Origin of the sequence: Janthinobacterium sp. J1-1, from assembly GCF_030944405.1 — a bacterium.
Classification (GTDB): Bacteria; Pseudomonadota; Gammaproteobacteria; order Burkholderiales; family Burkholderiaceae_D; genus Janthinobacterium.
Window position 1 is genome coordinate 5,445,531 of sequence record NZ_CP132339.1, and the last position, 26,232, is coordinate 5,471,762.

At 63.0% G+C, this 26,232-nt stretch carries 30 protein-coding genes; 16 read left to right on the plus strand and 14 right to left on the minus strand.

The features are described from left to right. Positions 1 to 464 precede the first annotated feature (464 nt). Complete coding sequence (locus tag Q8L25_RS24945) at positions 465 to 1,370, minus strand: hypothetical protein (RefSeq protein ID WP_308921958.1); 906 nt, start codon at positions 1,368 to 1,370, stop codon at positions 465 to 467. A 446-nt stretch (positions 1,371 to 1,816) separates the two neighbouring features. Between Q8L25_RS24945 and Q8L25_RS24950 the strand changes: the two genes are divergently transcribed. Together Q8L25_RS24950 and Q8L25_RS24955 are read left to right on the plus strand one after the other, a co-directional pair. Continuing rightward, positions 1,817 to 2,263 (plus strand): META domain-containing protein, encoded by a 447-nt coding sequence (locus Q8L25_RS24950; protein ID WP_308921959.1) that lies wholly within the window; start codon positions 1,817 to 1,819, stop codon positions 2,261 to 2,263. A gap of 49 nt (positions 2,264 to 2,312) precedes the next feature. Beyond that, positions 2,313 to 3,035 carry an HAD-IA family hydrolase gene (locus Q8L25_RS24955; protein WP_308921960.1) on the plus strand — a complete coding sequence of 241 codons (723 nt, stop codon included), beginning with the start codon at positions 2,313 to 2,315 and terminating at the stop codon, positions 3,033 to 3,035. On the opposite strand, the gene Q8L25_RS24960 is transcribed toward Q8L25_RS24955, so the two are convergent. The 5 genes from Q8L25_RS24960 to ssuE are packed head-to-tail and all read right to left on the minus strand — an operon-like array spanning position 2,980 to position 7,469. Then, positions 2,980 to 3,819 (minus strand): ATP-binding cassette domain-containing protein, encoded by an 840-nt coding sequence (locus tag Q8L25_RS24960; RefSeq protein WP_308921961.1) that lies wholly within the window; start codon positions 3,817 to 3,819, stop codon positions 2,980 to 2,982. The genes Q8L25_RS24955 and Q8L25_RS24960 overlap by 56 nt on opposite strands. Before the next feature lie 14 nt (positions 3,820 to 3,833). Then, positions 3,834 to 4,622 (minus strand): aliphatic sulfonate ABC transporter permease SsuC, encoded by a 789-nt coding sequence (gene ssuC / locus Q8L25_RS24965; RefSeq protein WP_308921962.1) that lies wholly within the window; start codon positions 4,620 to 4,622, stop codon positions 3,834 to 3,836. Position 4,623: 1 nt separating this feature from the next. Further along, positions 4,624 to 5,784 carry an FMNH2-dependent alkanesulfonate monooxygenase gene (gene ssuD / locus Q8L25_RS24970; protein ID WP_308921963.1) on the minus strand — a complete coding sequence of 387 codons (1,161 nt, stop codon included), beginning with the start codon at positions 5,782 to 5,784 and terminating at the stop codon, positions 4,624 to 4,626. A 17-nt stretch (positions 5,785 to 5,801) separates the two neighbouring features. Further along, positions 5,802 to 6,794, minus strand: a complete 993-nt coding sequence (locus tag Q8L25_RS24975; protein WP_308921964.1) for a sulfonate ABC transporter substrate-binding protein — start codon at positions 6,792 to 6,794, stop codon at positions 5,802 to 5,804. A 30-nt stretch (positions 6,795 to 6,824) separates the two neighbouring features. Continuing rightward, a complete protein-coding gene (gene ssuE, locus Q8L25_RS24980) occupies positions 6,825 to 7,469 on the minus strand; it encodes an NADPH-dependent FMN reductase (protein ID WP_308921965.1) in 645 nt (214 codons plus the stop codon). A gap of 254 nt (positions 7,470 to 7,723) precedes the next feature. On the opposite strand from ssuE, the gene Q8L25_RS24985 reads away from it, so the two are divergent. From Q8L25_RS24985 to Q8L25_RS25020, 8 genes are all read left to right on the plus strand, one after another. Beyond that, positions 7,724 to 8,932: an acyl-CoA dehydrogenase family protein gene (locus Q8L25_RS24985; RefSeq protein WP_308921966.1), complete on the plus strand. Its 1,209-nt coding sequence runs from the start codon at positions 7,724 to 7,726 to the stop codon at positions 8,930 to 8,932. 29 nt (positions 8,933 to 8,961) lie between these two features. Then, a complete protein-coding gene (locus tag Q8L25_RS24990) occupies positions 8,962 to 9,789 on the plus strand; it encodes a MetQ/NlpA family ABC transporter substrate-binding protein (protein WP_308921967.1) in 828 nt (275 codons plus the stop codon). Beyond that, on the plus strand, positions 9,789 to 11,177 hold the full coding sequence (locus tag Q8L25_RS24995; protein ID WP_308921968.1) for an LLM class flavin-dependent oxidoreductase: 1,389 nt from the start codon (positions 9,789 to 9,791) through the stop codon (positions 11,175 to 11,177). The genes Q8L25_RS24990 and Q8L25_RS24995 overlap by 1 nt, the downstream gene beginning before the upstream one ends. A gap of 25 nt (positions 11,178 to 11,202) precedes the next feature. Next, positions 11,203 to 12,192: an aliphatic sulfonate ABC transporter substrate-binding protein gene (locus Q8L25_RS25000; RefSeq protein WP_308921969.1), complete on the plus strand. Its 990-nt coding sequence runs from the start codon at positions 11,203 to 11,205 to the stop codon at positions 12,190 to 12,192. Positions 12,193 to 12,200: 8 nt separating this feature from the next. Further along, positions 12,201 to 13,022, plus strand: a complete 822-nt coding sequence (locus Q8L25_RS25005) for an ABC transporter permease (protein WP_308921970.1) — start codon at positions 12,201 to 12,203, stop codon at positions 13,020 to 13,022. A gap of 15 nt (positions 13,023 to 13,037) precedes the next feature. Beyond that, positions 13,038 to 13,772, plus strand: coding sequence for an ABC transporter ATP-binding protein (locus Q8L25_RS25010; RefSeq protein ID WP_308921971.1), 735 nt, complete (start codon positions 13,038 to 13,040; stop codon positions 13,770 to 13,772). A 72-nt stretch (positions 13,773 to 13,844) separates the two neighbouring features. Then, positions 13,845 to 14,699 carry a subclass B3 metallo-beta-lactamase gene (bla, locus tag Q8L25_RS25015; RefSeq protein WP_308921972.1) on the plus strand — a complete coding sequence of 285 codons (855 nt, stop codon included), beginning with the start codon at positions 13,845 to 13,847 and terminating at the stop codon, positions 14,697 to 14,699. Between the two features lie 73 nt (positions 14,700 to 14,772). Beyond that, on the plus strand, positions 14,773 to 15,243 hold the full coding sequence (locus Q8L25_RS25020; protein ID WP_308921973.1) for an META domain-containing protein: 471 nt from the start codon (positions 14,773 to 14,775) through the stop codon (positions 15,241 to 15,243). Here the strand turns inward: Q8L25_RS25020 and epsC are convergent, their stop codons facing one another. Next, complete coding sequence (epsC, locus tag Q8L25_RS25025) at positions 15,244 to 16,179, minus strand: serine O-acetyltransferase EpsC (protein ID WP_308921974.1); 936 nt, start codon at positions 16,177 to 16,179, stop codon at positions 15,244 to 15,246. A gap of 191 nt (positions 16,180 to 16,370) precedes the next feature. On the opposite strand from epsC, the gene Q8L25_RS25030 reads away from it, so the two are divergent. Next, a complete protein-coding gene (locus tag Q8L25_RS25030; protein ID WP_308921975.1) occupies positions 16,371 to 17,549 on the plus strand; it encodes a multidrug effflux MFS transporter in 1,179 nt (392 codons plus the stop codon). A 53-nt stretch (positions 17,550 to 17,602) separates the two neighbouring features. Here the strand turns inward: Q8L25_RS25030 and Q8L25_RS25035 are convergent, their stop codons facing one another. Both Q8L25_RS25035 and Q8L25_RS25040 read right to left on the minus strand, forming a co-directional pair. Continuing rightward, positions 17,603 to 17,899, minus strand: coding sequence for a hypothetical protein (locus Q8L25_RS25035; protein WP_308921976.1), 297 nt, complete (start codon positions 17,897 to 17,899; stop codon positions 17,603 to 17,605). Between the two features lie 79 nt (positions 17,900 to 17,978). Then, a complete protein-coding gene (locus Q8L25_RS25040) occupies positions 17,979 to 18,419 on the minus strand; it encodes a carboxymuconolactone decarboxylase family protein (protein ID WP_308921977.1) in 441 nt (146 codons plus the stop codon). 96 nt (positions 18,420 to 18,515) lie between these two features. On the opposite strand from Q8L25_RS25040, the gene Q8L25_RS25045 reads away from it, so the two are divergent. Further along, the gene (locus Q8L25_RS25045) at positions 18,516 to 19,958 is read left to right on the plus strand and encodes a PLP-dependent aminotransferase family protein (RefSeq protein WP_308921978.1); all 1,443 of its coding nucleotides are present in this window, start codon (positions 18,516 to 18,518) and stop codon (positions 19,956 to 19,958) included. On the opposite strand, the gene Q8L25_RS25050 is transcribed toward Q8L25_RS25045, so the two are convergent. Continuing rightward, positions 19,959 to 20,546, minus strand: a complete 588-nt coding sequence (locus tag Q8L25_RS25050) for a DUF1287 domain-containing protein (RefSeq protein ID WP_308921979.1) — start codon at positions 20,544 to 20,546, stop codon at positions 19,959 to 19,961. Between the two features lie 130 nt (positions 20,547 to 20,676). Here Q8L25_RS25050 and Q8L25_RS25055 point away from each other — a divergent pair, with 130 nt between their 5' ends. Beyond that, positions 20,677 to 21,156, plus strand: coding sequence for a hypothetical protein (locus Q8L25_RS25055; protein ID WP_308921980.1), 480 nt, complete (start codon positions 20,677 to 20,679; stop codon positions 21,154 to 21,156). 98 nt (positions 21,157 to 21,254) lie between these two features. Beyond that, the gene (locus tag Q8L25_RS25060; protein ID WP_308921981.1) at positions 21,255 to 21,659 is read left to right on the plus strand and encodes a barstar family protein; all 405 of its coding nucleotides are present in this window, start codon (positions 21,255 to 21,257) and stop codon (positions 21,657 to 21,659) included. 16 nt (positions 21,660 to 21,675) lie between these two features. Here Q8L25_RS25060 and trxC read toward each other — a convergent pair whose 3' ends face one another. Further along, complete coding sequence (gene trxC / locus Q8L25_RS25065; protein ID WP_308921982.1) at positions 21,676 to 22,125, minus strand: thioredoxin TrxC; 450 nt, start codon at positions 22,123 to 22,125, stop codon at positions 21,676 to 21,678. A gap of 72 nt (positions 22,126 to 22,197) precedes the next feature. Further along, on the minus strand, positions 22,198 to 22,803 hold the full coding sequence (locus Q8L25_RS25070; protein WP_308921983.1) for a LysE/ArgO family amino acid transporter: 606 nt from the start codon (positions 22,801 to 22,803) through the stop codon (positions 22,198 to 22,200). Between the two features lie 227 nt (positions 22,804 to 23,030). On the opposite strand from Q8L25_RS25070, the gene Q8L25_RS25075 reads away from it, so the two are divergent. Continuing rightward, entirely contained in the window at positions 23,031 to 23,921 is an 891-nt protein-coding gene (locus Q8L25_RS25075; RefSeq protein ID WP_308921984.1) for a LysR family transcriptional regulator ArgP, read from the plus strand. 76 nt (positions 23,922 to 23,997) lie between these two features. Then, a complete protein-coding gene (locus Q8L25_RS25080) occupies positions 23,998 to 24,942 on the plus strand; it encodes an alpha/beta hydrolase (protein ID WP_308921985.1) in 945 nt (314 codons plus the stop codon). Positions 24,943 to 25,037: 95 nt separating this feature from the next. Here the strand turns inward: Q8L25_RS25080 and phaP are convergent, their stop codons facing one another. Together phaP and Q8L25_RS25090 are read right to left on the minus strand one after the other, a co-directional pair. Continuing rightward, positions 25,038 to 25,661, minus strand: coding sequence for a TIGR01841 family phasin (phaP, locus tag Q8L25_RS25085; RefSeq protein ID WP_308921986.1), 624 nt, complete (start codon positions 25,659 to 25,661; stop codon positions 25,038 to 25,040). A 249-nt stretch (positions 25,662 to 25,910) separates the two neighbouring features. Further along, positions 25,911 to 26,225, minus strand: coding sequence for a DUF2628 domain-containing protein (locus Q8L25_RS25090; protein WP_308921987.1), 315 nt, complete (start codon positions 26,223 to 26,225; stop codon positions 25,911 to 25,913). Between the last annotated feature and the right edge of the window lie 7 nt (positions 26,226 to 26,232).

The following is a 26,232-nucleotide window of genomic DNA, read 5'->3' on the forward strand; positions in this document are numbered from 1 at the left end:
ACCCCTGAGCATACCCCAGATATAAATGGCGGGTTTATGGCCCTTCCCATGCGTTGGGTCGTCGAAAGGCCCCATGCGTGGACTGAACGCTTGCGTCACATGGTGATGCACCGCGACCGCAAACTCAATGTCTCGGCAGCTTGGCTTGGGTTGACTGAAGCGCGTATACTGCTCTACAGACTCGCTTATAAGAGTTGATTTCGTCTACATTCACCTACTGATGCCAGCGTCTATACTCATGCGCTCACATCGTCAATCGGTCCTAATATCAAATATACTTGCTCCTGAATTTTCTATGAAATTTTTAAAAAATCCACTAAAAATATAAATTAATATATTTCAAAATTTAAATTTCCATATGTAATTTTCCGCCCACTAAAAAAATGGAAATGGAGATGGAGACAACATGGAATTCTTTCAATTTAACAATCAGTTCGCCTCAAATTCAAAATTCAAATTAAATATTATCTGAATGCTGATTCATGCAAATTAAGCATTTCCCTAATATTAATGTATTTGCAATTTTCAAATTTCTCAAATTTTTCATTTGGTAAAACATCAAAATTAGTTCGTAATATTTTATCAACCCAAACGCTAGGATTGTAATACGGATCATATTTCAAAACAATATCAACAATTGCAATGATCTCTTTCATCAAGTTGGCTAGCCCTCTCATTGATTGAAGATTTACATGACTAGAAACATGCAAAAAATTACTTTTAACAAATTTTTCGATCTCAGCATTAATTTTAATTAATGCGGTGTGGCGACTATCGATGTCGCCCAATCCAATAATATCTAGTTCTTTGAAAAAAAATCTTATGAATAATTCAATTTTATTCAAAAAATTTGATGATATTGAATAATCTCCCCTTACCGAATCACGATATATTTTAATATAAAGTTGACGATAACAGTGGGAGTCAACAAAAGAGAAATTTAGCAATGACCTTCGCATGAGGAAATTAGCAGTTTCAATCGGCCCGTTTCCCACCTTATTTAAATCAGCAAGATTTTGAATTCTTTCATGTGTTCGTATTAGATATTTTTCAAACTCCTCCATATGCTTATGGTAATTCGCGAATGTATTCTGGATAGAAGCTGTTCGTATTTGCTCTCTTGTTTGCTCTGACCGATGATTTGTCGCCAACAAAGCGACAACAGGGATGGACAATGCGCATATTGATATTGGTACGCCGAAATACTCAATCGCAAACTTCAGACCAACATAATCCAGCCTAAATATCATATTCTGGCCGTTTATAACCACAAAAAAAGAAAAAATAGCCGCTATAAATATCATGGCAATACTTAATCTAACCACCCCAAGATTAATCAAACTTTTATTCGGATCAAATATTTTTTCCATTATTAAATCCATTTAACAACTATTCCAGTTTAAAAATAAAAATAACCCATGTTTCAATCAATTATTTTTACTAAACTGTAAGACTACCACTTAAAGTTGGCTGACAATTCTCAGGCAACGCCATTAACGAAATTTTCCATCGCCGAAGTACAAAAAAATCGACACTGACTTGCGCAGTTTTTCAAATTAGAGCATGAACATTTCGGCCATTTTTATTTTTAAAATAATATATTAGCAATTAATAACAAGGAGACAAGGAGACAAGGAGACAAGGAGAAACTTATTGGTTTTCGCAAAGACATAGGTGTTAGATCGGAAATTTATCTATTTGTTCTATATCTCAGAAGGTGTAAAAGGCACTTCAAGTTCCGCTCCGTCAAACCGGCGCTGAACATCCTCGTTTCTTGTTAGGCTGACCTCTCCACTATCTGACAGAAGGAAGGTCCATGTTCCCCGTTTTCAAATTTGCCCGGCTGCTGCCGCTTGCCGTCGCCATCAGCCTGGCCGCCGGCTGCGCCAGTACCGCCCCTGTCGCATCGACGGCTTCCTTGACGAATACCTACTGGAAGCTGGTGGAACTCCATGGCGCCCGCGTCGCGATGACGCCGGAACAGGAGCGCGAGGTGCGCATCACCTTGAGCGACGATGGCAAGGTCAGTGGTTTCACGGGCTGCAACCGCGTGATGGGCGGCTACACGGTGGCCGCCGATGTGCTGCGCTTTACGCAACTGGGCGGCACACGCATGATGTGCCCACCGCCCGCGATGCAGCTGGAAAGCGCCGTGCTGGCGCATCTGAACAGCGTGACCGGCTTTCGCATCGAAGGCGAGCAGTTGATACTGCTCAAGGATGGTGCGCCGGTGGCCCGCTATGAGTCCGTCTACCTGAAATAAAAACGCACTGCCGTTACAATGGCTTCCACCCTACTTTTGGAAGGAAGCCATGTCCGCCGTTCCCGCATCAACCTCCGCTGCCGTCACAAACAAGCATGGCCGCTATCGCGCTTTTCTGTTCGACATGGACGGCACGGTGATCAATTCGATCGCCGCCGCCGAACGTATCTGGGGCCTGTGGGCCAAGCGCCAGGGCCTGGACGTGGCGACCTTTTTACCCACCATCCACGGCGCGCGCTCGGTCGACACCATCGCCAAGCTGGCCCTGCCCGGCCTCGATCCGCGCCAGGAAGCGCAGGGCATCACGGATGCCGAGATCATCGATGTGGAAGGGATTATTGAAATCACCGGCGCGCAGCGCTTTTTGCAATCGCTGCCGCCCGCGCAGTGGGCCATCGTCACCTCGGCGCCGCGCGCGCTGGCCGTGGCGCGATTAAAGGCGGCCGGCATGCCGGTGCCCGCCGTGATGGTGACGGCCGAAGACGTCAAGGCCGGCAAGCCAAAGCCGGACTGCTACCTGCTGGCGGCGGAAAAACTGGGCGTGTCGCCCGCCGACTGCCTGGTGTTCGAAGACGCCTCGGTCGGCATCGAAGCCGGTGAAGCGGCCGGCGCCAAGGTGATGGTGATCACGGCCACGCACGCCCATCCGCTGGCCACGCGCCACCCCAGCATCGCCAGCTATGAAGCGATGCTGGCCACCATCGACGAAGAAGGCTTTATCGTGCTGGCGCAGTCGCCGCTGCCGCCGGCCGCAATACGCGCCCAAGAATAGTCTGCTCCAGCGCCGCGAACGCCGCGCTGCCGCGCTGGCGCGGACGCGGCAGGTCGACCTGCACGTCGAGCGTGATCTGGCCGTCCTCGATCAGCAGCACCCTGTCGGCCAGCGCCACCGCTTCGGCCACGTCATGCGTGACCAGCACGGCCGTGAAACCGCGCGCCAGCCACAGCGACTCGATCAGCTGCTGCATCTCGATGCGCGTCAAGGCATCGAGCGCCCCCAGCGGCTCGTCGAGCAGCAGCAGCTGCGGTTCGTGCACGAGGGCGCGCGCCAGCGCCACGCGCTGTTTCTGGCCGCCCGACAGGGCCGCCGGCCACTCGTCGGCCCGCTCCGCCAGGCCTACCGTCCACAACGACGCCGCGGCAGCCCCCACGCCACGCGGCAGGCCCAGCGCCACGTTTTCCAGCACCGTCTTCCACGGCAGCAGCCGCGCTTCCTGGAACATGATGCGGATATCGGGTTCAAGCTTGCCCGAGCCGACCGTGATCGATCCTTCGTCGATGCTTTCCAGGCCGGCGATCGAGCGCAGCAAGGTGCTCTTGCCGCAGCCACTGCGCCCGACGATGGCGACGAATTCACCGGCTTCCAGCTTCAGGTCGACGTTTTTCAGTACCGGCCGCGTGGTGTAGGTCTTGCTCAGGTTGATCAAGGCCAGCGGCACGCCACTGCGTTCACTGGCAGGACGGGGCGCCAGCTTCGCTTTCGCAGGCGTCGCAGAGTCATCCTGTGCGAAATGGGAAAACAAATCCGTTTCAATCTGGATCGGGGCTAGCAGCATGATGATTCCTTCTCTTATCGGTAGGCAGGGTTCCAGCGCAGGCAGTGGCGTTCGAGCCGGCGCGAGAACAGGTCGGCAAATTTGCCCAGCAAGGCGTACAGCAGGATGCCGACCAGTACGACGTCCGTTTGCAGGAACTCACGCGCATTCATGGTCATGTAGCCGATACCGGCCTGCGCCGAAATGGTCTCGGCGACGATCAGGAGCACCCACACCAGGCCCAGCGAAAAGCGCACGCCGACCAAAATCGATGGCATGGCGGCCGGCAGGATCACGTCGCGGTACAGGGGCCAGCCGGACAGGCCATAGCTCCTGGCCATTTCGATCAGGCCCTGGTCGGCCGAGCGGATGCCGTGGAAGGTGTTCAAATAAACGGGAAAGAACACGCCGACCGCCAGCAAAAACAGCTTGGCCGTTTCGTCGATGCCGAACCATAGAATCACCAGCGGAATCAGGGCCAGCGCCGGGATATTGCGCACCATCTGCAAGGTGGTGTCGAGCAGGGTTTCGGCATGGCGGAAGCTGCCCGTCAATAGCCCCAGCAGCAAGCCCAGGCCGGCGCCCACGCCAAAACCGACCGTGGCCCGCCACAAACTGGTTTTCAGGTGCAGCCACAGCTCGCCCGACTCCGCCAGGGTCCAGAAGGCCTTTGCCACCGCCCACGGTTCGGGCAGGATGCGGCTGGACAGCCAGCCCAGCTGCGAAGCCAGTTGCCAGCCCAGCAGCAGCGCCACCGGCAAGGCCCACGGCGCCAGGTTGTCGCGCCATGGATTCGGCGCAGCCTTGAGGGTAGCCGCCGCCATCTCAGGCCGCCTTTTTCTGGCTTGCCGCCGGCACGATATTGCTGGCCATGACTTCGCCGAAAGGACCGGAGAGCGACTGCTCGCCGACGGCCTTGCCCTTGCCCAGCAGCGGGAACACCAGCTCGGCGAAGCGGTACGATTCTTCCAGGTGCGGGTAGCCCGAGAAAATAAAGGTATCGATGCCCAGGTCCGCGTACTCCTTGATGCGCGCCACCACCGTTTCGGCGTCGCCCACCAGGGCCGTGCCGGCGCCGCCGCGCACCAGGCCGACGCCGGCCCACAAGTTCGGCGACACTTCGAGCTTGTCGCGGTTGCCGCCGTGCAGGGCCGCCATGCGCTGCTGGCCCACCGAATCCATCTTGGAAAACGCCGCCTGCGCCTTGGCGATGACTTCGTCGTCCAGGTGGCTGATCAGCTCATCGGCCGCGCGCCAGGCCAGCTCGTTGGTTTCGCGCACGATCACGTGCAGGCGGATGCCGAAGCGCACCGTGCGGCCTTTTTTAGCGGCGCGCGCGCGGATATCGGCGATCTTTTCGGCCACGGCGGCAGGCGGCTCGCCCCAGGTCAGGTAGACGTCCATCTGCTCGGCCGCCAGTTCATGCGCCGGCTCCGACGAGCCGCCGAAATACAGCGGCGGATACGGTTTCTGCACCGGCGGATACAGGGTTTTCGAACCCTTGACCTGGATATGCTTGCCCTCGAAATCGTAGCCAGCTGCGCCGCCCTCGCCAGCCAGGGTGGCGCGCCAGACCTTGATGAATTCATCCGAGATTTCATAGCGCTTGGCGTGGTCGGCAAACAGGCCGTCCGCTTCCAATTCGCCCTGGTCGCCGCCGGTGACCACATTGATCAGCAGGCGCCCGTTCGACAGGCGGTCGAAGGTCGAGGCCATGCGCACCGCCAGGCCGGGTGTCGACAGGCCGGGGCGCACGGCGACCAGGAATTTGAGCTTTTGCGTCACGCTGATCAGGGACGACGCCACCACCCATGCGTCTTCGCACGAGCGGCCGGTCGGCAGCAGCACGCCGTCGTAGCCCAGCGTATCGGCGGCCACGGCCACCTGGCGCAGGTAGTCGGCATCGACGGCGCGCGCGCCCTGCGAGGTGCCCAGGTAACGGCTGTCGCCGTGGGTAGGAATGAACCAGAATATATTCAATGACATGTGCTATCTCTCTTGTTTTATTTGGTGGCGACTTGCTTGGCAGGCAGCAGCGCGTCCTTGACGACGATGGGTTTCGGGATCAGCTTCAGGTTGGAAAACGCGTCGGCCACTTTTTGCTGGGCCGCGATCACATCGACCGACACCGGCTTGACGCCGTAGGCATAGCGCGAGGCGGCCAGCGCCACCACATCTTTGCTCAAACCCGTCTGCGCCGACAGGATGGTCGCCACTTCGTCCGGGTTGTTGCGGCCCCAGTCATCGACCTTGGCCACTTCGTCGAGCACGATGCGCAGGATCTCGGGATTTTTTTCAGCGTAGGTGCGCGACGCCAGGTAGAACTGGTAGTTGGCGACCAGGCCCTTGCCGTCGGCCAGCACGCGCGCACCGATCTGTTTTTCGGCGGCCGCCAGGAACGGGTCCCAGATGGCCCAGGCGTCGACGCTGCCGCGTTCGAAGGCGGCGCGCGCATCGGCCGGCGGCAGGAACACGGGCTGGATATCGGCATAGGCCACGCCCGCTTTTTCAAGCGCCTTCAACAGCAGGTAATGCACGTTCGAGCCCTTGTTCAGGGCGATTTTCTTGCCCTTCAAATCGGCCAGCGTGCGCAAGGAAGAACCCTTGGGCACGACAATCGCTTCGCTGGCCGGCGACGGCGGTTCATTGCCGACGTAGACCAGGTTGGCGCCAGCCGCCTGTGCGAAGATCGGCGGCGCTTCGCCAACGGTGCCGAAGTCGATGCTGCCCACGTTCAGGCCTTCGAGCAGCACCGGGCCGGCCGGAAATTCCGTCCATTTCACGCTCACGCCCTGCTCTGCCAGGCGTTTTTCCAGGGTGCCGCGGCCTTTCAGCAAGGTCAATGTGCCGTATTTCTGATAGCCGATACGCACCTCGCCCTTGGCTTGCGCCTGCGCCATGGTCGGCATGCCGGCCGTCATCACACCGGCGACGGCGGCAAACAGCAAGCCCACGGTGGTGCGGCGGGAAAGGCGTTTTTCTTGGCGATCGGTCATGGCGGTTTCCTGTGAAATAAAAATGGTGAATCAGGCGGTTTGCAAAGAGGCGGTGTACGGTTGCTGCTGCAGCGAGCGTTCAGGCTGGGCCGGGGTGTCGTCCACCGCCCTGTCGCTATTGGCGGCCAGCGGGCGGCGTGCGCCCTGCAGGATGAACAGGCCGGCCGACACTTCGGCGATGCCGGCCTGCACCCGCAGTTCGATCGGCGCGTCCAGGCTCAGGCCGCGCTCTTCATGCCAGTCCAGCTGCTGCGCATTGGCGTAGATGCTGGTAAACACCTGCTTGGCGCCCAGTGCGTGCAGCACCGGCCGCAGAGCATAGTCGAGCGCCAGGGTGTGGGCGTGGCCGCCTCCGGTGGCCAGCGGCAGCACCAGCTTGCCGGCCAGGCCGTCTTGCGGCAGCAGGTCGAGGAAGGCTTTCAGCAGGCCCGTGTACGACGCTTTGTAAATGGGCGTGGCGATCACGATGGCGTCCGCTTCGGCCACGGCGCGCACGGCGCCGGCGATGTCCGCATCGCTGTAGTCGGCCTGCAGCAGCGCGCGCGCCGGCAGGTCGCGTACATCGAGCTTGCTGTACGTGTGGCCATGCAGCGCCAGCTGTTCGCCGATATGCAGCAGCAAGCGGCTGGAGCTCGAAGGTATGTGCGGGCTGCCGCCCAGTAAAAGGATGCTCATGTGATGTCCGTCCCCTGAAGGTTGTCGATAGGCGTTGCTGGATATGCATGCAGCCTATCGCCATCAACGGCCGGATAAAACGAATGCTTTCACGCTTCGATATGTGTTTTTCGACTAACGCGCTACTACGCCCCGCAAACCTCACGCAATGTCGCAGGTCAAATTTTTTCGCATATCCATGTGCGCTTTTCTTCGTGTACGACGGCTGAATTCCGATGCAATACTGGCTGCATCGATTTTCTGGAATGACCGCCATGTCCGCTGCCTTTATCTATGCCACCGCGCCGCAAGCGCCTGTCTCGCCACCTGACGCCATCTCCGTCGCCACCGCCCTTGCCGCACGCCTGGCCGACACCGCCAACGCCCGCGACCAGGCCGGCGGCCATGCGGCCCAGGAGCGTGAATGGATACGCGAGTCCGGCCTGCTGACCCTGTCGATCCCCACGCAGTTCGGCGGCCAGGGCGCATCCTGGCCGCTGGTGTACCAGGTGATCCGCATCCTGGCGCGCGCCGACAGCGCGCTGGCCCACGTCTTCGGCTTTCACCATTTGCAGCTGGCCGGATTGCAGCTGTATGGCAGCGCCCAGCAGCAGCGCCGTTTGCTGACCCTGACCGTCGAAGAGCGCCTGTTCTGGGGCAATGCCCTCAATCCGCTGGACAAGCGCGTGACGGCGACCGACAGCGTCGACGGCTTTGTTTTAGAGGGCATCAAGAGTTTTTCTTCCGGCTCGGTGGGTTCCGACTGGCTGACGGTATCGGCCTGGCATGCGCCCACGCAAACGGCGCTGATCGCCGCCCTGCCCACGGGGCAGACCGGCATCACCGTGCAGCCGGACTGGGATGCGTTCGGCCAGCGCCAGACCGACAGCGGCAATGTGCATTTCGAGCAGGTGTCGCTGCCGGCGGACCTGGTGCTGCAGGCGCCCGCGCAAGCGGCCACGCCACAGGCCACCGTGCGCTCGCAGATCGCGCAGCTGATCATGACCAATCTCTACCTGGGCATCGCCGAAGGCGCCTTCGAAGCGGCGCGCGCCTACACCAGCGAGCAGGCGAAAGCCTGGTTTGCCTCGGGCGTGGCGCAGGCGGCGGACGATCCGCTGGTGCAGCACCGCTACGGCCAGCTATGGCTGCTGCTGCGCCCCGCGCAAGTGCTGGCCGACCTGGCCGCGCAGGAGCTGGACACGGTATTCCGCAAGGGCGCGCTGGTGACGGCGCAGGAGCGGGGCCAGTTGGCCGTGGCCGTGGCCGAAGCCAAGGTCTTGTCGCACAAGGCGGGGCTGGAAATCAGCAGCCAGATGTTCGAACTGACGGGCGCGCGCTCGACCTCGGCCCAATATGGCTACGACCGCTACTGGCGCAACGTGCGCGTGCATACCCTGCACGATCCGGTCGACTACAAGCTGCGCGACCTGGGGCGCTATGCGCTGTCGGGCACTTTGTCTGAGCCGACCGCTTATTCCTGATACCACCACAACCATACGGAGACACCGCCATGACCACCACCCGCCGCACCCTTCTTCTCAGCGCATTGACGCTTGCCCTGGCCACCAATTTCGCCCACGCCAAGGACCCGAAAGACATCACCATCGGCGCCAGCGCCGGTCCGTATGCGGACCAGATCAAGCTGGGCATCAAGCCCATCCTGGAAAAGCAGGGCTACAAGGTCAAGCTGGTGGAATTCAATGACTATATCCAGCCGAACTTCGCGCTGGCCGAAGGGTCGCTGGACGCGAATGCCTTCCAGCATATCGTCTACCTGAAAAAATTCGCGCTCGAGCACAAGCTGGCCCTGACGGACCTGATCCAGGTGCCGACGGCGCCGATCGCCCTGTACAGCAAGAAGCACAAGTCGCTGGCGGAAGTGAAGGAAGGCTCGACCGTCGGCCTGCCGAACGATCCGACCAACCAGGCGCGCGCGCTGGTGCTGCTCGACCAGCTGGGCTGGGTCAAGCTGCGCGAGAATATCGATCCGGTGCGCGCCTCCGAAAAGGATATCGCCGTCAATATCAAGAAGATCAAGATCCTGCCGCTGGAAGCGGCGCAGCTGCCACGTTCGCTGGGCGACACCGACTACTCCTTTATCAACGGTAATTTCGCGCTGGCCTCGGGCCTGAAGCTGACGGAGGCGCTGGTGGCCGAGAAAATTCCGCCCAACTACATCAACCTGGTGGCGGTGCGCACGGCCGACAAGGACAAGCAGTTCGCCAAAGACCTGGCGGCCGCCTACCGCTCGCGTGAATTCCTCGAGATCACCAACAAGCACTTTGCCGGCTATGTCAAACCGGACTATCAGCAGGCGCTGCAAACGGCATCGAAATAATGAGCAAAACCATCCGCTTCAACGCCTTCCAGATGAACACCGTCGGCCACCAGTCGCCGGGACTGTGGACACATGCGCGCGACCGCAGTCACCGCTATACGGACCCCGCCCACTGGACCGAACTGGCGCGGCTGCTGGAAAAAGGCCTGTTCGACGCGGTGTTCCTGGCCGATGTGCTGGGCGTGTATGACGTGTACCAGGGCAGCCTGGACGCGGCGCTGACGCACGGCGTGCAAGTGCCGCTCAACGACCCTCTGGCGCTGGTGCCGCTGATGGCGCAGGCCACCACCCACCTCGGTTTTGGCGTCACCTGCGCCCTCACCTACGAGCATCCGTATACCTTCGCGCGGCGCATCTCCACCCTCGATCACCTGACCAAAGGGCGCATAGGCTGGAATATCGTCACCGGCTACCTGGACAGCGCGGCGCGCAACCTGGGCCTGAACCAGCAACTGGGGCACGACGAGCGCTATGACCTGGCCGACGAATATCTCGACGTGGTCTACAAGCTGTGGGAAAAAAGCTGGGATGACGATGCGGTGGTGAACGACAAGGCGCGCGGCGTCTACGCCGATCCGGCCCGCGTACACGCGATCAACCACGTGGGCCGCCATTACAAAGTGCCGGGCATTCACTTGTGCGAACCATCGCCGCAGCGCACGCCCCTGCTGTACCAGGCCGGCACCTCGCCGCGCGGTACGCGCTTTGCGGCGCGCCATGCGGAAGCGACCTTTGTCAGTGGCCCCAGCAAGACGGTGGTGAAACGCTATGCGGACGACTTGCGCGCGGCCGTGCGGCAAGCCGGGCGCGACGGCGACGCGCTGGTGATCTATGCGCAGGCGCTGATTATCACGGCCGCCACCGAAGCCGAGGCGCGCGCCAAATACGAGGACTACGCCAGCCATATCAATATCGAAGCGGCGCTGGTGCTGCTGTCCGGCTGGACCGGCGTGGATTTCAGCCGCTTTCCGCTCGACGCCACCATCGAATATATCGACTCGGAAGCGGGCCGCTCGGCGCTGGCCTCGTTCAGCCAGGCCGACCCGGACCGGACCTGGACCGTGCGCGAAGCGGCGCAGTATATCGGCCTCGGTGGCCGCGGCCCCGTGATTGTCGGCGACGCCGTGCAGGTAGCGGACCAGCTGGAAAGCTGGCTGGAGGACACCGGCATCGACGGCTTCAACCTGGCGTTTGCCGTCGCCCACGACAGCATGGCGGACGTGGTCGAACATATCGTGCCCGAACTGCAGCGGCGCGGGCGCTACCGCACCGAATATGACGAGGGCAGCCTGCGCCACAAGGTCTTCGGCCAGGGTCCGCGCCTGCCGGTCAGCCATGCGGGCCGGCAGGTCAGCATCACGAACGACACCGCCGCGCTGGCGGCCTGACTTTCCATTTCTACCCAAGGACTTCATGAAACGCAGAACCGTATTACAGCTGGCCGCGGCCGGCGCCGCCATCGGCAGCTTGCCCAACCTGGCCCGCGCCGCCGCGCAGGCGCCGCTCAAAGAACTGCGCCTGGACTACGCCTACTATTCGCCCACCAGCCTGGTGCTGCGCCGCTTCGGCTGGCTGGAAGAAGCGTTCAAAGGGGACGGCACCAGCATCAAGTGGGTGCTAAGCGCCGGCAGCAACCGCGCATTGGAATACCTGAACGCCAACAGCATCGATATCGGTTCGAGCGCCGGCCTGGCCGCCCTGCTGGCGCGCGCCAACGGCAATCCGATCCGCGCGCCGTATATCTTTTCGCGCCCCGAATGGACGGCGCTGGTGGTGCGCAAGGACAGCCCTATCCGCAGCATCGCCGACCTGAAAGGAAAAAAAGTCGCCGCCACCAAGGGTACCGACCCGTATCTGTTTTTACTGCGCGCCCTGAAAACGGCGGGCCTGAAACGCAATGACATCGAACACGTGGGCCTGCAGCATGCCGATGGACGCGCGGCGCTGGAACAGGGCAAGGTCGATGCCTGGGCGGGTCTCGATCCGCATATGGCGGCCAGCGAACTGGAAGCGGGCTCGCGCCTGATCTACCGCAACGTGGCCTTCAATACCTACGGTTTCCTGAACGTGCGCGAAGACTTTTTAGCCAGCCGGCCGGCCGAAGTGGGCAAGGTCATCCAGGCCTATGAACGGGCGCGCGCCTGGACCATCGCCAATCCGGCCGAAGCGGCAAAAATCCTCGCCGAGGAAGCCAAGGTCAGCCTGCCGGTGGCGCTGCTGCAAGTCAAATTGCGCAGTGACTTCAGCAATCCGCAGCCGTCGACCGAGCATGTAAAAGCCTTGCTGGTGGCCGCCCCCATCCTGGTCGAAGAAGCGCTGGTCAAGCCGGGCGCGGACCTGAACCGCGCCATCACGGACCTGGTCGATACGCGCTTTGCCATCCCCTATATCAAGAAGGCATAGGACCCGTCATGGCCAGAGACACGCTCACCGCACCGGCGTCCGAATCTGATACCGGCGCGCGCCGCACGCTGAGATTGCCACGCGCGGCGGTTGGCCTGCTGCTGCCCCTGCTGGCCTTGATCGCGGCGGAAGCCGGCGTGCGCACGGGCCTGATACCGGCCAATCTGCTGCCGGCGCCCTCGGAGATTGCCGCCACCATCGCCGGCCTGGCGCAGCAGGGACTGGCCGGCCATGTGCTGGCCAGTACCGTGCGCGTGGCCATCGGTTTTACCGGTGGCGCGCTGCTGGCGATACTATTGGGCGCGGCAGTGGGCCTGAACCGCACGGCGGAAGCGCTGCTGGACCCCACCTTCCAGGCGCTGCGCGCGATTCCGTCGCTGGCCTGGGTGCCCTTGCTGCTGCTGTGGCTGGGCATCGACGAAGCGCCCAAGCTGGTCCTGATCGGCATCGGCGCCTTTTTTCCCGTGTATATGGGCGTGGCCTCGGGCATCCGCGACGTCGACCGCAAGCTGATCGACGCGGCCCGCATGTACCGCTTGAGCCGGCCCGCGCTGGCGCGGCGCGTGTTGCTGCCGGCCGCCCTGCCCGCGATTTTCACGGGCCTGCGCAATGGCCTGAGCCTGGCCTGGATGTTCATGGTGGCGGCCGAACTGATCGCCGCCAGCCAGGGCCTGGGCTATCTGCTCAGCGACGGGCGCGAAACCAGCCGCGCCGATATCGTGCTGGCCGCCATCGTGCTGCTGGCCCTGCTGGGCAAGGCCAGCGACAGCCTGATGCAGCGCCTGGAAAACCGCTTGCTGGCCTGGCGCGACAGCTATGCCCCTGCCTGAAGAAAGCCTCGACACATGACCGCACTGCTCGACATCACCATTCATGAAAAGGCCTATGGCGCGCGCCGCGTGCTGCATAACCTGCAGCTGCAGCTGCGGCAAGGCGAGATCGTCAGCCTGATCGGCGCCAGCGGCTGCGGCAAGAGCAGCCTGCTGTCCATCGTGGCCGGCCTCGATGGCGACTTTCGCGGCAGCTTGCGCCTGGACGGCAAGCCGCTCTCCGGCGTGCATGGCGATATCGGCCTGATCTTCCAGGAACCGCGCTTGTTCCCCTGGCTGACGGTGGCGCAAAATATCGCCTTTGGCCTGGGCCCGAAAGGCGAGCACGATCCGAAGGTGGCGCAACTGCTTGACGAAACGGGCCTGCACGGCCTGGCAAACAGCCTGCCCAAGCAACTGTCGGGCGGGCAGGCGCAGCGGGCGGCGATTGCGCGCGGCCTGTTCGGCCAGCCGCGCATCCTGCTGCTGGACGAGCCGTTTTCCGCCGTCGACGCGTTTACCCGCATGAAGCTGCAGGACCTGCTGGCCGATGTCGCCGCGCGCCACGGCTTGACGGTGCTGCTGGTGACGCATGATATCGACGAAGCGCTGTACCTGAGCGACCGCATCGTCATGCTCGATACGCGCGCCGGCCCGCCGCGCGCCCATTACGACGTGACGGCGCCCCGCCCGCGCTCGCGCGCCCCTGCCGCGCAGGCCGCGCTGAAAGACGCCATCCTCGGCGAACTGCACGCGGCGCACGCGATCTGAACGGGCGCCGCATTTGCGCGGCGCCCTTTTCCATGTCAGCATAGGCCACCCTGGCCACTGACAAGGACCGCAATGCCCCCTTTCCTTCCACGCCTGCTTGCGCTGTTGCTGACCGCGCCACTGGCTGCACCGCTGCCGGCGCAGGCGCAAAGCCTGGCGCCGTTTCGGCTGTACGCCAATACCTATTATGTGGGCACGCAGGATGCCAGTTCCGTGCTGATCACCTCGAACGAAGGCCATGTGCTGATCGACGCCGGCCTGCCCGAGTCTGCCGGCACCATCATCGCCAATATCGCCGCGCTGGGCTTTCGCATCGAAGACGTCAGGATGATCATGAATTCGCATGGCCATGCCGAGCATGCGGGCGGCCTGGCCGAACTGCAGCGGCGCAGCGATGCGCTGGTCTTTGCCAGCCCGTCGTCGGCACTCGACCTGGCCGCCGGCGAGGTGGGGCCGGACGATCCGCAATACCATGCGGCCGCCACATTCCCTCCCGTGAGCGACATGCGCCTGGCGCGCGACGGCAACCATTTTACGGCGGGCCCACTCAAGCTGACGGCGCATGCCACGCCCGGCCATACGCCGGGCGGCCTGTCGTGGAGCTGGCAATCGTGCGAGGCCGGCCGCTGCCTGGAGATGGTGTATGCGGACAGTCTGGAACCCGTGTCGCGCCCCGGCTTCAAGTTCAGCGCCAGCAGCGAATATCCGAACGCGCTGGACGACTTCGCGCACAGTTTTGACCTGCTGGAAAAGCTGCCCTGCGATGTGCTGGTGTCGGCGCTGCCGCAAGCATCGACGCTGTGGCAAAGGCTGGCGGCGAGCGCCGACAAAGGGGTTGACGCGTTTGTCGATGCCGGCGCCTGCCGCGCCTATGCGGCAGCCGCGCGCAGCGCGCTGGCCACGCGCCTGGACAGCGAAAAACAATAAGCGCCGGGCAAGCGTACGCACCTGCAGGCGCACTTCTGCTAATCTGCCGCCATTCTTTACACTGAGGACCGCCATGTTGACGTTTTCCCGCACCCTGTCCCTGCTTGCCGCAGCCGCCCTGATCGCCGGCTGCGCGCAAACCCCGCCCGCCGGCCAGGCCGCCGGCGCGCCTGTCGCCAATACTCCCGCCAAGCCGGCGCCGCCGCTGGCCGGCACCATCTGGAAGCTCAAGCAGTTCAATGGCCAGCCGGTGACGCGCACGCCGCCGCGCCAGCGCGACGTGACCATCGTCTTCAACGACGGCCGTGTCAGCGGCCACAGCGGCTGCAACCAGATGATGGGCGCCTACGGCACCAACGGCAGCAGCACGCTGACGTTCTCGCAGTTCGCCGGCACCATGATGGCCTGTGAAAAAGCCGACATGGACCTGGAAAACCAGCTGCTGAAAAGCCTGGGCACCGTCAATGGCTACCGCTTTGACGGCCAGCAGCTGCTGCTGTTGAAGGATGGCGTGGCGGTGGCGCGCTATGAGGCGGTGAAATAATCAATCATGCCGTGACTGGGCCTGCGACACATTGCTGTTCGCCGGCACGCTATGCGTCAGCCACACATTGCCGCCCACGGTGCTGCCGGCGCCGATCGTGATGCGCCCCAGCACCGTGGCGCCCGCGTAGATCACCACGTCGTCTTCGACGATGGGGTGGCGCGGCGTGCCCTTGATCAGCACGCCCGATGCGTCGGCCGGGAAGCGCTTGGCGCCCAGGGTCACGGCCTGGTACAGGCGCACGCGCTCGCCGATGATGGCCGTCTCGCCGATCACCACGCCGGTGCCATGGTCGATGAAGAAGCTCGCGCCGATCCGCGCGCCAGGGTGGATGTCGATGCCGGTCAGGGTATGGGCGATATCGGCCACCAGGCGCGCCAGGAACGGTGAGCCGAGCGTGTGCAGCCGGTGCGCCAGGCGGTGGTACAAGATGGCGATGGTGCCCGGATAGCACAGCATGATCTCGGCCACCGAGGTGGCGGCCGGGTCGCCCGCGTAGGCGGCCTGCACGTCGGACACCAGCAGCGCGCGTATGTCGGGCAGGCTGGCGGCGAACTCGCGCGTGATGTCGCGCGCTTTTGATGCCAGCGCGTCGTCGCTGGCCTCGGTGTGTGGATCCCCCGGCGCCACGGAAAACAGCAGGCCGCGCCGCACTTGCTCGCTCAAGCGGTTGAGCGTGGTGTTGAGCGTGTCGCCGACAAAATAATCGATGCTTTCATCGGTCAGGTTGGGCCGCCCGTAATGGGTGGGAAACAGCGCCGCCGACAGGCCGTTGACGATGGTGGTCAGGGCCTCGCGCGACGGCAGTTCGCGCACGCGGCCATTGTGGCGGATCTTGTGCTTTTCTTCGCGCGACACGCGCAGCGCGGCGATCACGGGACCTAGGTTCCACTGGACCGTGTCGTCGACGCCGGCCGGAGTATCAATGCTGTGCATGGCTGTTCATTTCAAATAAAACGGCGCGCAGGCCGGGTCGCCCCAGCTTAGCGGCTGCGGGCCGCAAGTCCAAGGAAGCATTTCATGCATCGATATGCGAAAAACGCATATCGGCAGCCGGAACAAGGCGGCCGCCAACAGCATCCGGCCCGCTAGCGTAAAATGGCGGACTAACAAAATCACTGTAGAACATGACTAAATTATTAACCTGGATACTGGCGGGCCTGGCGATGGTCGGACCGCTGGCCATCGATACCTATCTGCCGTCTTTCCCCGCCATCGTCCACGACTTCAACGCCAGCCCCTTGCTGGTGCAGCAGACCCTGAGCTTTTTCCTGTTTTGCTTTGCCTTCATGATGCTGTTCTACGGCACCCTGTCAGACTCGTTCGGCCGCCGCCCGGTGATCCTGGTGTCGCTGGTGCTGTACGTGATCGCCTCGGTCGGCGCCGCGCTGGCGCCCTCGCTGGGCGCTCTGCTGGCCTGGCGCGTGCTGCAGGGCCTGTCGGCCGGCGCCGGTTCCGTCATCGGCCGCGCCATCGTGCAGGACCGCTACTCGGGCGCCGAAGCGCAAAAAATCCTCTCGCACATCATGATGGTGTTTGCGCTGGCGCCGGCGATCGCGCCCGTGCTGGGCGGCTGGCTGCAGGTGGGCCTGGGCTGGCGCTGGATCTTCTGGTTCCTGACTGCCTTCGGCGTGCTGATGTTTGTCGTCGTCTGGCGCGCCCTGCCGGAAAGCCTGCCGAAGGAACAGCGCCACGCCTTCCACCTGGGCAGCATCGCCGTCAACTACTGGAATGTGCTGCGCCACCGCCAGTTCCTGCTGCTGTCGACGGCCATCGGCGCGGCCTTCGGCGGCTTCGCCCTGTATATCGGTTCGGCCGCCTACTTCATCATCAATATCCTGCACCTGCCGGAAACGGCGTTTGCCTGGCTGTTCATTCCCTTGATCAGCGGCATGGTGTTCGGTTCGGCCCTGTCGAGCAAGGTCGCCCACCGCTACAGCCAGCGCCAGATGGTGTGGGCCGGCTTTGCCCTGATGCTGGTGGCGGCCGCCGTCAATATCGTCTATAACTATTTCTTTGCCGCCGAAGTGCCATGGGCCGTGCTGCCCTTGTTCTTCTACTCGTTCGCCCTGTCGCTGGCGATGCCGCCGATGACCCTGATGGCGCTGAACCACTTCCCCAACAACAGCGGCCTGGCGTCGTCGATGCAGTCATTCATCCAGATGCTGCTGTTCGCGCTGGTGTCGGGATTGGTCGCGCCGCTGCTGTTCGACAGCGCCTTGAACCTGGCGTATGGGGTGATGGGTGGACTGGTGGTGGCGCTGGCGTGCTGGGTGCTGGCGCAGGGAATGCGTAGGTCGGATTAGCGCTACGCGCGTAATCCGACAACATTGTTAACGCGGCCAACGGTGGTGTCGGATTACGGCCAGGGCGCCGGTGTCACATCGCGGTACTGCGCCCCGCCATCCTCCGGCTCCGCTTCGCCCTGTTGCGACGGCTGGCCCAAGGGCCCGGCCGGCGAGCGCAGGCCGAGGATTTCCTTGCGCGACTCGACGAAGTCGGCCGAACTCAGGGGATGCTGCTGGTCGGGCCAGTGGCCCACCGCCCATTCCTGCAAGGCTTCGAAGCGCCGCCACAGTTCGGCGATGAACTCGCGGCGTGCCGCTTCCTGCTGCTCGGACGTCTTTTCGGTAACGTCGCCCACATTTGCTTCCATGGCTGCTCCTGGCTGATAAGTCGTGCCCTCAGCTTAAGCACGGCCACGGCCAGCGTCTGTACGCGAACGAACGCTCAGCTTATGCCGGCATCTTGCCGAAACCCACGGCCAGGCGATTCCAGGTATTGATGGCGCCGATGGCCAGGGTGACGTTGACCATTTCGGCCGGCGTCAGTTCGGCCGCCAGCGCCGCATACGCCTCGTCGGACGGATGGGCTTGCGCGATCAGGGTCTGCGCTTCGGTCCAGGCCAGCACCGCCCGTTCGCGCGCGGTGAAGAACGGCGTTTCGTGCCAGACCGAGACGGCGTACAGGCGACGCTCGGTTTCGCCGGCCTTGCGCGCGTCGTTGGTATGCATGTCGACGCAAAAGGCGCAGCCATTGATTTGCGAGGCGCGCAGGCGGATCAGTTCCATCAGCGAATGCTCGATACCGAGTTTGGCGATGGCCGCTTCGAGCGCATACATGGCCTTGTTGGCGTCGGGCGAAGCCTGGGCAAAATCGTGTCGTTGCTGTGTCATGATGGCTTTCCTTGATAAAGTAGAGATGCACCATTGTAGAAGCGCGGCCACTGGCCGCGGCAGGCCAATTTCCCCTGAAAACAGCAGACCATCACCATGGAATTACATATCAGCCTGGAAGGCAGGCGCGACCTGGGCGGCCAGTTGTACCGCCAGTTGAGCGAGGCGATACGCGGCGGGCGCCTGGCCGACGGCCAGCAACTGCCGCCGTCGCGCCTGCTGGCCAGCCAGCTGGGGCTGTCACGCAAGACCGTCTCGGACGTGTATGACAGGCTGGGCTATGAACAGCTGCTGGTGGGCAAGGTCGGCGTCGGCAGCTTCGTGCAGGCGCCGCCAGCTTCACCGCCGCCCCGCCCTTCCGGCGCCCCGCTTGCCAGCAGCGCACGCCTGGCGCACTGGGACGCCATGCCGCTGCCGCTGGTGCAGGGCCCGCGCAGCGAATTTCCGCGCTACACCTTTATCGGCGGACGCGCCACGCCGGCCCTGTTTCCGCACGACGAATGGCGGCGCTGCGTGCAACACGCGCTGCGCGAGGAGCGCGGCGAGCGCGGCAACTACGCGCCGGTGGCCGGGCTGCCGGTGCTGCGCACGGCCATCGCCGGCCACGCGGCATTCAGCCGCGGCATCGTCTGCACTCCCGAACAGATCGTGGTCACCAATGGCGCCCAGCAAGCCTTGTCGCTACTGGCACAGGCCCTGCTGGAAGCGGGCGACATGGTGGTGGTGGAAGAGCCGGGCTATCCGATGGCGCGCCAGCTGTTCGAGGCCATGGGCGCGCATGTGGTGGGCGTGGAGGTGGACGAGGAAGGCATGGTGGTGGCGCAAATTCCCGATGGCGCCAGGCTGATCTATGCGACGCCGACCCACCAGTTCCCGCTCGGCATGCCGATGAGCACGGCGCGCCGCCAGGCGCTGCTGGCGCGCGCGGGCGAGTTGGGCGCCATCATTATCGAAGACGATTACGACAGCGCCTTCCGCTACGAAGGCCGGCCCACCGACGCGCTGCAAAGCATGGACCGCCACGGCCTGGTGGCCCATGTGGGCAGTTTTTCCAAGACCATGCTGCCGGAATTGCGCATGGGTTATGTGGTGCTGCCGCCAGCGCTGGTGCGCGCCGTGCAGACCGTGAAACACCTGACGGACTGGCACACGCCCAGCCTGGTGCAACTGGCGCTGGCCCGCTTTATCGAGGACGGCCACTTGCTGCGCCATATCCGCCGCTGCCACGATGTGTATGCGGGCCGGCGCGAACGGCTGCGGCACTGGTTCGACGGCCCGCTGGCGCCGTGGTTTGCACTGGTGCCGGCCACGGCCGGCTTTCACGTGGCCGCGCTGGTCAACGAACACGTGCCGCTCGATGTGGCGCAACTGCTGCGCCGCGCGCGCCGGGACGGCGTGGGGCTGCTGTCGATCGCGCCGTTTTATCACGGCGTGCCACACCGGCAAGGGCTGTACCTGGGTTATGGCGCCATCGACACGCTGGACATCGATGCGGCGCTGGGCATACTGATGGGCATCTTGCAGGACATGGCGCCCTGATTATTTGCCCTGCCAGCGGTAATGGCCGGTGACGGGATAGGCGAACAGGATGTTTTCTTCCCTGGCGCCGGCGCCGATATTGTGGATCACCAGCGGCACGCCGCCAGCGGCCTGTTTGTCGCTGACGATGCCGATATGCGTGAGGTTGCCCGGCAACATCCAGGTCACGATATCGCCCGGCTTGTAGTTGCCGCCATCCTTGCTGACCGGCAGGCTGCTGCCGTGGCGGCCGAAAAACGTCGCCAGGTTCGGTACGCGGCGGTGATCGATATTGCGGTCCGGCGCCTTCATCTGCCAACGCCCCTTCTTCTGGTAGACCTCCCACGCCTGTTTCATGTCCTGGTGCACCAGCACCTGCAAGTCGGCCCCCAGCTTGCGGTAGGCGCGCACCACCACGTCGGTGCACACGCCGCGCTCGAGCGGCACGTCGCCACCCGGATAGGCCAGCCGTTCGTAGCGCGGATCGTAAGACAGGGTCACGCCGACCTGGCTGCGGGCGGCGGCCACCAGGCCAGTGGCGGAGGTGCTTGCCAGCGCGCCAGACGACAGCACTGCCAGCAGGATCATCGGTAACAGTTTGACGCGCATAAATGTGCTTGACCGGTAAAGGAAACAGGCGGACTGTACACCATCGGCCCGGCATGCGGCGCACCACGCCAGCCCGAGGCGCCTGGGCTATACTCCCAGCCTTTACTTCATGCCAGAAAGTTTTTCACCCATGTCAACAGCGGCCGAATTTTTCCACGCGATACTGCGCGCGGCGATCGACGATATCAAGTCGCGCAACGTCCCCGTGTACACCTTTGCGTTTTACCATGACCATGCAGCGCGCGCCGTCTCGGTCTGCGTCGATACGAAAGCGAGCTCGCAACGCGCGGTGCAGGAATCGAACTCGGTCAGCCTCGAGTATTTCCTGGAAGCGCTGGCCGACGGCGACCTCAAGGAGGCAAGCCAGTGGCCGGCCAATGGCGGCAGAAGCCTGACGCTGGGCGACTTCGCCCTGGTCAATGTCGCGCGCCAGGAGATCGTCGACCTGCGTGTCAACAAACAGTTTCATGGCCAGATGATACGGGCGGTGATGGCGTTCCAGGATGAAATCGCCACCTTGTCGCAGGAACCCGCGGAGCTGCTGCTGACATGCTCGGGCGTTGACGAAGAAGTCGAGTATGTCTGGTCGCTGCCGCCGGCCGGCCAGTAATGGCTGGTCCCTGCGCAGGCAGTGATGCCGGCCAGGGCACGGATACGGCCGACAAGCAGGCCTTACACACACACTGCATGTCCAGGAAATGAACACCCATGAAACCCGCTATTTATATCGATGGCGAACGCTTTTCCACGCTTGACGAGTTTTTCAGGCATTTTCAGGAGCAGGCGCTGGGAGGCGCACGCTGGGGCAGCAATCTCGATGCGTTCCACGATGTCCTGCGCGGCGGCTTCGGCACGCCTGAAGACGGCTTTTTGCTCATCTGGAAAAACCATCTGTTATCCGGAAGCCGTCTTGGATATGCCGAGACGCAACGGGTACTGCGGCGGCGGCTCACGACCTGTCATCCAGCCAATCTTGACCATGTGCAGGCAGAGCTGGCGCTCGCGGAACAGCATCAGGGGGAGACTGTGTTCGACTGGCTGGTGGAGATCATCAGGATGCACGGCCCTGGCGGGTTGGAACAGGAAGACGGCGTCGAACTATTCCTGCAGTGAATCACTCCGGCCATGCCTACCGCGCCTTCGACCGTGCCCAGCTGATGATGGTATTGGCATCGACCGCCCCGGGCTGGCGCGCCACTTCCATGCCGTTCTGAAACAGTGCCAAGGTGGGAATGCTGCGGATGGCGAAGCGGGCGGCGATATCCTGCGACGCTTCGGTATTGACTTTGACCACGCGAAAGGCCGGCTCCAGGGTCTTGGCGGCCTGGGCGTAGAACGGGGTCATGGTGCGGCACGGGCCACACCATGGGGCCCAGAAGTCGACCAGCACGGGAATGTCGGTGCGCTCGATATGCTTCAAAAAGCGTGCGCTGGACAGGTCGACCGGCAGGCCGGTGAACAGGTCCTTCTGGCATTTGCCGCAGGTGGGCTGTTCACGCAGGCGCGCCGGTGGCAGGCGGTTGACGGCGTCGCAATGGGGGCAGACGATATGCAGGGCTTCTGGCGGGGTCGGGGTCATGATAATGGAGCCGTTGGCTGATTCATAAAACCCTACCTTAGCAGAAATCCCTGCCGCCTTCCGCAGGCGTGCTTACAGGAACAGCGAAGCGGCAATCGCCCACATCACCAGCGCGATGATGCCGTCGAGCACGCGCCAGGCCACGGGCTTGGCGAACACGGGCGCGAGGTAGCGCGCGCCAAAACCCAGCACGAAAAACCACAGGGCCGAGGCCATGATGGCGCCGCCGGCAAAATACACGCGGCCGCTGCCTTCGTGCTGGCCGCCGATCGAACCGAGCAAGATCACCGTGTCGAGAAAGGCGTGCGGGTTCAGCAGGCTGAACGCCAGCGCCGCGCCGATCACGGCCCAGTAGCCGTCCGGCGCCTTGGCGGTCGAGGCCGTCAGGGCGGCGGGACGCCAGGCCGATTTCGCCGCCCGCAGCCCGTAGGCGATCAGGAAGGTGGCGCCGCCAGCCTTGGCCCACAGCAGGAAGCTGGGGTTGTTGGCGATCACCGTGCCCATGCCGGCCACGCCGGCCGAGATCAGCAAGGCGTCGCACACCAGGCAGACCAGGATGCAGGTCAGCACATAATGGCGTTTCAGGCCCTGTTTCAGCAAGAACGCGTTTTGCGTGCCGATGGCCACGATCAGGCTGGCGCCCAGGCCCATGCCTTTCAAGAAGATTGCGCTATCCATGATAATTCCTTTATCGATGCTTTCCCCTGGCGCGCAGCTGCCCACGCCCGGCCGGCAAGACGCTCGGCGAGGCTGTAAAAGGTAGAAGACGGTGGGCGCGAATGTCAGCGTTGCCGGCAGTGCCGGCGGTGCCGCGCGCGGAGGAAGTTGTTACCCTAAGACAGCAGTGTAAAGAAAAAGTAAATATAAGTATAATCAATGATTCTAACTATATATAAGAGATACTTATGCGCGTGGTCGATTACCGTGGGCTGGCGGCGCTCGACGCCGTGATCGGCCTAGGCAGTTTTGAAAAGGCCGCGCAGTCGCTGGCGATCAGCCAGCCGGCCGTGTCGCAGCGCATCCGCACCCTGGAAAACCTGGAAGGCACTTTGCTGGTCATCCGCAGCCACCCGCCGCTGCCGACCGAAGCGGGCCAGCGCCTGATCGCCCACTACCGCCAGGTCAAGCTGCTGGAGGCGGCGCTCGACGCCCAGCCCGGCCCCTCTACCCGCTTGCCCGAGCTGGCGATCGCCGTCAACGCCGACAGCGCCGCCACCTGGATACCGGAAGCGCTGGGGCCGCTGTTGACGCCGCCATCGTGCCTGCTCGATATTCGCCTCGATGACCAGGATCACACCCTGAGCCAGTTGCGCGAGGGACGCGTATTTGCCTGCGTTACCAGCGCCACCGACCTGGTGGCGGGCACCACCGCCACCCCGCTGGGCGGCATGCGCTATCTGTGCGTGGCCGCGCCCGCGTTTGCCCAGCGCTGGTTCGGCGACGGATTTACCGCCGAGGCCGTCAGCCAGGCGCCCGCCATCACCTTCGGCAGCAAGGACGCGCTGCACGAGCGCTACCTGGAACACCGGCTCGGCTATACGGGCCGCTACCCGCACCATGTGCTGGGCTCGGCGCGCGACTTCGTGCGCCTGATCGAAATGGGCTACGCCTATGGCATGGTGCCGCTGCTGCAGGCGGAAACGGCGCTGGCCGCCGGCCGGCTGGTCGACGTGGCGGCCGGCCAGGCGCTCGACGTACCGTTGATCTGGCATGCCTGGGATATCCAGACGCCGCTCACGCGCACCTTGTCCGACGCGGTGATCGCGACGGCCCGCAGATGGCTGCTGCAGCCATGAACATTGACACCAGCAGTGTGCGCCTGCAGTCCCGCTTGACCTACACTGAGGCAACAATGACAAACAGGCGGATCCCATGAGCATTGCGCGCACCTCCATGCTGGCTTTGCTGGCCATCCTTCCCCTGACGGCCAGCCTGGTCGCCTGTACACCGCTGACCGCCATCAACGCGCTGTCCTCCAGCAGCGAGTCGAGCGTCACGCCTGAGCTGCCGTACGGCCCCCTGCCGCGGCAAAAACTCGATGTGTATGCGCCGAAAAGCCATGCGGGCCTGGCACCGGTGGTGGTGTTTTTTTACGGCGGCAACTGGAGCACCGGCGAGCGGGCCGACTACGCCTTTGTCGGCCATGCGCTGGCCTCGCGCGGCTATGTGGCCGTGATCGCCGACTACCGTTTGTATCCCGAGGTGCATTACCCGGAAATATTGCAGGACGCGGCGCGCGCGGTGGCCTGGACGGCGGTCGAAGTACGCCGTTATGGTGGCGACCCGGCCCGCCTGTTCGTGATGGGCCATAGCGCGGGCGCCTATAACGCGGCCATGGTGGCGCTCGACGCCAGTCTGCTGGGCCGCCACGGCATGCGCCCGCAAGACTTGCGCGGCTGGATCGGCCTGGCCGGCCCGTATGACTTTTTGCCGATCGAAAACCCGGACGCCAGGCCCGTGTTTTTCTTCCCCGACACCCCCGCTTCCTCGCAGCCGATCAACCATGTGACGGCGGGGGCGCCGCCGGCGCTGTTGATCGCGCCCCAGCCCGGCCACGACAAGCTGGTCAATCCGCAGCGCAATACCGGTGGCCTGGCCGCCGCCCTGCGCGCGCAAGGCCGGCCCGTGACGGAACAGTATCTCGATGGCGTCAGCCACGCCACCCTGGTCGCCTCGCTGGCCAGTCCCCTGCGCATGCTGGCGCCCACCCTGGACCGGGTCAGCACCTTTATCGACGCCAACAGCACACCCGAGGCGAACGCCGGCAACAGCACCCTGGCCCAGCCGGCGCCGCAAACAAAAACGCCCGTCCGGTAAGGGACGGGCGTACGAGGTCAGGCATCGCCTATGGACTTGCACCGCCAGTCCGGGTCTCGGCCCCCGTGCAGGCGGTTCAGTCCTGGCCGGCAGGATTACTCCTTGCGGCTGCTGGCCTTGCTTTGCGTGCCGGTAGCCTGGCTGGCCGACGCTTGCGCACCTTCACTGGCCGACTGGGCGCTGCCCTGGCTGCCGCTTTGCAGGCTTTGACCTTCACGGCCCTGTGCGCCGCGCTGGTCACGGCTGAAGCCGTTGCCATTCTGGAAGCCCTGGAAAGGCTCGGCGATGCGCTGCATGGTTTCCTGCTGCTTGCGCAGGTTTTTTTCCGTTTCTTCCGATGCCGTACGGGCTACTTCCTCGGCCAGCGCCTTGGCCGTGCGGCTGGTTTCGGACACATGCTGTTCAGCCACATTGGCCAGTTCCACCTGGGCGTCGGCAGCCACGCGCGACAGTTGTTGCTGATACACACGCAGCTGTTCGGCGGCCGGCTGGCCGGCGGCGGCGGCCACGCGGAACGCATCTTCCGGACGTTCCACCGTGATCAGGTTATGCGTGGCGATGGTGGCTTCTTCCAGCAGGCTTTGCGCCAGTTGCACATGCAGGTCGCTGATTTGCTGCACCGAATGGAACAACGATTTCGAGATACCGTTAAAGAACGACAATTGGGCTTCCAGGTGGTTTTTGGCGGCAGGGGTGACATTACGCGAGTATGGATACATGGAGTTTCCTTTAACGTGAACATGGGGTTGAGATGCCAAAGCGGCATCAGGCAATACGCGAGAAACATGACTGCTGTTGGAGGACAGCTGCTTGGCAACGCGAGTCCCAAGGCTACGTGAGCACGACTGGCGCGGGATGATCTATATCAAAGATGCGCAGGGCTGCGCAAAGAATGTTGAGGAGGCGGCACGCCCTTGGCGCGGCGCAAAATAGTGGAGGAGAAACTATGCGAACCGGGTAGAAACTTCTCAGGCGACCCGCGTGTAGCCCTGGCGCATGAGTGATGCTTCCAGCCAGCGGTTGCCATACCAGCCGCGCAGCAGCAGGTAGGACAGTTGCACGCTGCTGGCCAGCAGCATCGCCGCCTCCCTGCCCTGGATGTCGGCCAGCCCGCTGCAGGCCGACAAGGCCAGGTCCAGGCACAACATCGGCAGCAGCCACCACCAGCGCCGCTTGGCGATCGCCCACAGGGTGCCGAGGAAAAACGCGGGCCAGGAAAAGCCCGCGTGCACATAGGCATAACGGCCGGCGCCGTCAGCGTACAGGGTACTGCCTGGTTTCATGCCATCC